The 5,259-nt window shown below is 63.4% G+C and carries 9 protein-coding genes; 5 read left to right on the top strand and 4 right to left on the bottom strand.

The features are described from left to right. The 5 genes from scpB to BKY26_RS19660 form a co-directional block, all read left to right on the top strand. Positions 1-264, top strand: a 264-nt coding sequence (scpB, locus tag BKY26_RS19680) for an SMC-Scp complex subunit ScpB (protein WP_193600220.1), incomplete at its 5' end; no start/stop codon positions are given. 73 nt (positions 265-337) lie between these two features. Continuing rightward, the gene (locus tag BKY26_RS19675) at positions 338-535 is read left to right on the top strand and encodes a hypothetical protein (protein ID WP_071692070.1); all 198 of its coding nucleotides are present in this window, start codon (positions 338-340) and stop codon (positions 533-535) included. A gap of 94 nt (positions 536-629) precedes the next feature. Next, positions 630-1,370 carry a hypothetical protein gene (locus BKY26_RS19670; protein WP_071692069.1) on the top strand — a complete coding sequence of 247 codons (741 nt, stop codon included), beginning with the start codon at positions 630-632 and terminating at the stop codon, positions 1,368-1,370. A 76-nt stretch (positions 1,371-1,446) separates the two neighbouring features. After that, the gene (locus tag BKY26_RS19665) at positions 1,447-2,043 is read left to right on the top strand and encodes a hypothetical protein (RefSeq protein ID WP_071692068.1); all 597 of its coding nucleotides are present in this window, start codon (positions 1,447-1,449) and stop codon (positions 2,041-2,043) included. Between the two features lie 25 nt (positions 2,044-2,068). Beyond that, on the top strand, positions 2,069-2,638 hold the full coding sequence (locus tag BKY26_RS19660; protein ID WP_071692067.1) for an SH3 domain-containing protein: 570 nt from the start codon (positions 2,069-2,071) through the stop codon (positions 2,636-2,638). Between the two features lie 39 nt (positions 2,639-2,677). Here BKY26_RS19660 and BKY26_RS19655 read toward each other — a convergent pair whose 3' ends face one another. From BKY26_RS19655 to BKY26_RS19640, 4 genes are all read right to left on the bottom strand, one after another. After that, positions 2,678-3,100 carry a hypothetical protein gene (locus BKY26_RS19655; protein WP_071692066.1) on the bottom strand — a complete coding sequence of 141 codons (423 nt, stop codon included), beginning with the start codon at positions 3,098-3,100 and terminating at the stop codon, positions 2,678-2,680. Positions 3,101-3,126: 26 nt separating this feature from the next. Next, positions 3,127-3,576 (bottom strand): YbjN domain-containing protein, encoded by a 450-nt coding sequence (locus BKY26_RS19650; RefSeq protein ID WP_071692065.1) that lies wholly within the window; start codon positions 3,574-3,576, stop codon positions 3,127-3,129. Positions 3,577-3,723: 147 nt separating this feature from the next. Further along, a complete protein-coding gene (glnA, locus tag BKY26_RS19645) occupies positions 3,724-5,130 on the bottom strand; it encodes a type I glutamate--ammonia ligase (RefSeq protein WP_071692064.1) in 1,407 nt (468 codons plus the stop codon). A gap of 50 nt (positions 5,131-5,180) precedes the next feature. Further along, positions 5,181-5,259 (bottom strand): P-II family nitrogen regulator (locus BKY26_RS19640; RefSeq protein ID WP_281249849.1); only part of this gene is annotated, 79 nt, incomplete at its 5' end.

Genomic DNA, 5,259 nt, shown 5'->3' with positions numbered 1-5,259 from the left:
GACCAGCTGATCGAGATGGAATGGATTCGCTTCGGCCGTCGCAAGATGACGCCGGGCCGGCCCGTGACTTATGTGGTGACGCCCCAGTTCCTCGATCATTTCGGGCTGGAAACCACCCGCGACCTGCCGGGCCTGAAAGAGCTGCGCGAAGCGGGCCTTCTGGACAACCGCCCGCCACCCGGCATGTTTCCCGGCCCCGATGACAGCGGTGAAGACGATGCGCTGGACCCAGGCCCGGGGCAGGAGGACATGTTCGGCCCCTGATCGCCCGGATTGCCCCAATTCTGCCATGGAATCGTGCCAGGCTGGACAAAACAACCAGATTCGAGGCAGACCCATGGACCGTATCATCAACATGATCCTCAACCGCCTGCTCCGGCGCGTGATCAATCGCGGCGTCGATGCCGGGGTGAATGCCGCCTTCGGCAACCGCGATGACGACCAGATGACACCCGATCAGCGCCAGGCCATCCAGCGCAACACGCAGCGCGCGCGTCAGGCAACCCGCCTGGCCAGCCGGATGACCCGTCTCTGACCTATTTCTATCGTTTATTCGGTGCATTGGTGCTGGCGCCCTCGGGCGCTGCATGCCATTGTGCCGCCGCGCCTTTCTAACAGGAGAGATCCCTATGCTCCGGCCCCATTTTTACCTGTCCATTGCCCTTCTGTCTCTGACCTCTGTTCCTGCCATCGCTCAGCAGGAGCCCACGCCCGAGGAACTGGCGATCCGCGCCGCGTCCCCCGGCGTCATCGTGAACGAGGAGACCGGGGAGTATACCGCCATCGAACTGGAGCTTCAGGGCTGCCGGATCGTTCAGACGCTGATGACCAACCAGGGTTATACCATGGGCGGCCCGGTCGGCGTGCAGGTGTTGCGCATGGATCTGCGCGACCTTGACCCGCTGACCGGCATCCTGCCCGCCGAAGATACGGTGAATGGCCATACCCGTGTGATGCTGATGCCCTCGCAATCCGCGTGGGAGGCGATCCAGACCGCTGGCGGCATCTTCTCGGATATGCGCACCGCCGCCGCTGAACAGGGCGATCAGGAAAACCCCGATGCCATCAACGGTGCCCGCACCCTGCGCACCCGCGCGCAGCGCATGTTCTCGGCCGATGCGGTGCTTGGCAATTTCGGTCCCGTCATGGCACGTACCCATGTGCTGCAGATGCGCGGCGACCGGGGTGAGCTGATCTACCCGCTGGTCGCGCCGATGCAGATCACCCTGGACCCGGAGGCCGCCGATGCGGCGCTGGCCACGATCAATGACCTGCGCGCCGGGCCCTGTGCGCCCGAGGATGGCATTTCCGCTGAGCCGGAGCCGCAGCCCGAAGCGGGTGCGGGCGAGGGTGGCGAAGCCACTGAATAGGGCAGAAATTCCTTGCGCCGGGGCCCGGTTCCGGCGCAGATTTTTCCGTGTTTTATGACGGAAAAGGATTTGACCCATGTTTCGATTTGCCCTGCTGGCAGCTGCCATGGCGCTCGCCAGCCCCGCTGCGGCCTTCCCGCGCGTCTATTTCTTCTGCATGATTGACGACCGGTCGCCCCCCTATATCCGGGTGGGGCCGATGTCGCCCAATCAGACCGAGGCACGGTTTCTCTATCCCCCCGACCATGACGGCGCGCGGCGGGAGCATGACATGCTCTGGATCGGTGAGACTGCCGCGGGCGAGATCCGCTATCACTCAGGTGATCTGTCGCTGGACCTCGCGGCCGAGGATACTTCGCTGCAGGTTGGGGAGGCGACCCTTCCCTGTGTGCGGCTTGAACTGCCACAGGATCACCCGCGCGGCGACTACCCGGCGCTGGCGCTTTCTGTCGGCGGAGCCGTGCATTCAGGCCCCGGAGCGGATCTGCCCGTATTGGCTGAGATTGCATCGGCGACCCGGCTCTACCTCCGGTCCCGCTTGGAGGAGGAGACCGACGGATATCCCTGGTTTGAGCTCTACGACCCGACCGGGCCGGCGGGTTTTGTGTGGGGCGGAGACATTTGCCCCGGTTTCGAACCGCTGGAGGGTGCGCTGCCCTCCTGCGATCAATGACTTGAAAAGGACATTCTGAAAGCGCTTGATCCCTCTCGTTGCGGCGTTGGTGATGCTGGCCCTGCCAGCGGCTGCACAAACCCGGTTCGACTGCGGTCCGCTTGGCGATGGCAGCTATATCGTCACCATTGATCCGGCCATGGCGGATCGGGCAGAGGCCCGCTTTACCATGGGCATGGATTCTGGCGGTGGCGCCACCAGCCCGGCCACGGTGGTGACAGCCGCGCCGACCGGGTCGGGTTTTCGCTATGTCGGCCCGGATATGGACCTGCGCGGGCAGGGCAATATGGCCGAGCTTCAGGTCGAGGACATGCTGCTGATCTGCCAGCCGGTCAGCGCGGGCGGCGGGGCCTTCCCGGTTCAGGCGCGGTCCTGGGGCGGCAATGTGCGGGTCGGTCCGGGCATGGAACATGACCGCATCGGCAGCTTCACGGAGGGCGAAGACCTGATGATCGTCGCCAATACGGGCGTGATGATGAACGGCTACCCCTGGTTCGAGGTGCGCGACATGCAAGGCGCGGGCGGGTTCCATTGGGGCGGCATCATCTGCTGGACCACGGTGCCGGTGGAGGGTGTGTTCCAGTCCTGCCCATAGGGCCAGAGGGGAAAGCGGCCCTGACCGGGCCGCGATCCTTCAGTTTCCGAACCGGGCGCTGAATTCCTGCATCATCCCGCCCCAGGCCTGAAACGCGGCGGCGGGATCGGCGGCAGAGGCACTGTGGCTCAGCACAAGCCAGCCGTCACCGCCGACGCTGACGCTGCCCCCCAGACCGGCGGCCTGCCAGTCTGCTGCGGCGTCGCCACCCGAAGGCGGCGGGGCCACGGCCTGAAAGCTGAGTGTGCTGCAATTGCTGCCGCTGCTGCTGCAATCGGGGCCGGAGGCCATGGCGACATAGCTCGCGGTGCCAGCCTCGCCGAAGATGGTCAGGCTGCCGCCCGCATCCTCCATCCGGGCCGGGCCAAGCAGCATCGCCTGACCCAGAAGATCCCCCGGCGCGGTCTGTGCCGACAGCGGTGTCGCCAGCAGGGCCAGCCCTGCAATCCAGATACGCATCATCTCTGATCTCCCTTTGTGTTCGGGTGTCACTGCGTCAGGTGGCTGTTGAACTCCGCCAGAGTCAGCCGCCAGATGTCGAAACTGTCCGCAAAGTTCTGCCGGGTGACCCCGAAGTCTATGTTGACGCTCCAATGCAGGATCACGCTGCCGCTGCGGGCCACATAGGCCGCGCCGAACCGCTGATCCTCGTTCCACTGGTTCAGCAGGGTCAGCCCGTTGCGTTCGGTGGTGAAGGTCGCGAAGAACTGAAGGGAATCGCAGGCACCGTCCTCGCAGCCATACATCAGGATGCCATAGTTGTTGCCCTCGATCGTGCCGGTCATCATCGGCTGACCATTGTTCGAGGCTTCCATCTGTGCCGGGCCGAAACCTTGCGCGACACTCATGATATCCTGGGGGGTGTTGCCCAACATCTGGGCATGGGCCGGGGCGGCGAGTGAAATGGCTATGGCGGTGGCGGCAATCATGCGTCTCATGGGCAATCCTCTGGCTATGACGTGAAACTCAATACGCCAAGGGTAGGCCCGGACCGCTGGCCTGTCAAAACGCAATTCCCAGACCCCGACCGGAAAAGCAAAAGGGCGCCACGCGGGCGCCCTTTTCCGTTGTTCTGTCTGCCGCGATCAGCAGCTGTAATACATCTTGTACTCGATCGGGTGCGGGCAGTGTTCGAAGGCGTAGACCTCGTCCCACTTCAGCTCCAGGTAGCCCTCGATCTGGTCCTTGGTGAACACGTCGCCTTTCAGCAGGAAGTCGTGATCGGCTTCCAGGTTTTCCAGGGCTTCGCGCAAGCTGGCGCAGACGGTCGGGATGCCGGCCAGTTCCTCGGGCGGCAGGTCGTAGAGGTCCTTGTCGGACGCTTCGCCCGGATGGATCTTGTTTTCGATCCCGTCGAGGCCAGCCATCAGCAGCGCCGCGAAGCACAGGTAGGGGTTGGCCGCCGGATCGGGGAAACGGGCCTCGACGCGCTTGGCCTTCGGCGATTCCGCCCACGGGATACGCACGCAGCCGGACCGGTTGCGGGCCGAGTAGGCGCGCAGAACCGGGGCTTCAAAACCGGGGATCAGGCGCTTGTAGGAGTTGGTCGACGGGTTGGTGAAGGCATTGAGCGTCTTGGCATGCTTCAGGATACCGCCGATGAAATACAGGGCCTCATCCGACAGATCGGCATATTTGTCGCCTGCGAACAGCGGCTTGCCGTCCTTCCAGATCGACATGTTCACATGCATGCCGGTGCCGTTGTCGCCGGAAATCGGCTTGGGCATGAAGGTGGCGGATTTGCCGTAGGCGTGGGCCACGTTGTGGATCACGTATTTGTATTTCTGCAGCTCGTCTGCCTGCTTGGTGAGCGATCCGAAGATCAGGCCAAGCTCGTGCTGACAGGACGCCACCTCGTGGTGGTGCTTGTCGACCTTCATGCCGATGCGCTTCATGGTGGACAGCATTTCCGAGCGCAGGTCCTGCGCCGCGTCGGTCGGGTTCACGGGGAAGTAGCCGCCCTTGATGCCGGGGCGGTGGCCCATGTTGCCCATCTCGTATTCGCTGTCCGAATTCCAGGCCGCGTCCTGGGCGTCAACCTCGAACGAGACCTTGTTCATCTCGACCGAGAAGCGCACATCGTCGAACAGGAAGAATTCCGCTTCGGGACCGAAATAGGAGGTGTCGCCAATGCCCGAGGAGATCAGGTAGGCTTCGGCCTTTTGGGCGGTGCCGCGCGGGTCGCGGGAATAGGGCTCGCCGGTGTCGGGCTCGACCACGGTGCAGTGAATGCACAGGGTCTTTTCCGCGTAGAACGGGTCGATATAGGCGCTGTCGGTGTCGGGCATCAGCTTCATGTCCGACTGTTCGATGGACTTCCAGCCAGCGATGGAGGAGCCGTCGAACATGAACCCTTCTTCAAGGAAGTCCTCATCGACCTGATCTGCCATCACGGTGACGTGTTGCAGCTTGCCGCGCGGGTCGGTGAAGCGGATATCGACATATTCGATGTCTTCTTCCCGGATCAGGTTCAGAACGTTTTCGTTGCTCATGTCCAAGTGTCCTTGAGAGTAGTTGACTGTTGGTTAGGGGAAAGCGCCGCTCAGAGAGCGTCTTCGCCGCTTTCGCCCGTGCGGATGCGGATCGCCTGTTCGACGGACGAGACGAAAATCTTGCCGTCG

This window comes from Nioella sediminis, assembly GCF_001879695.1.
Classification (GTDB): domain Bacteria; phylum Pseudomonadota; class Alphaproteobacteria; order Rhodobacterales; family Rhodobacteraceae; genus Nioella; species Nioella sediminis.
The sequence above is the reverse complement of the archived record's forward strand: the minus strand, read 5'-3'. Positions and strand labels throughout refer to the sequence as shown.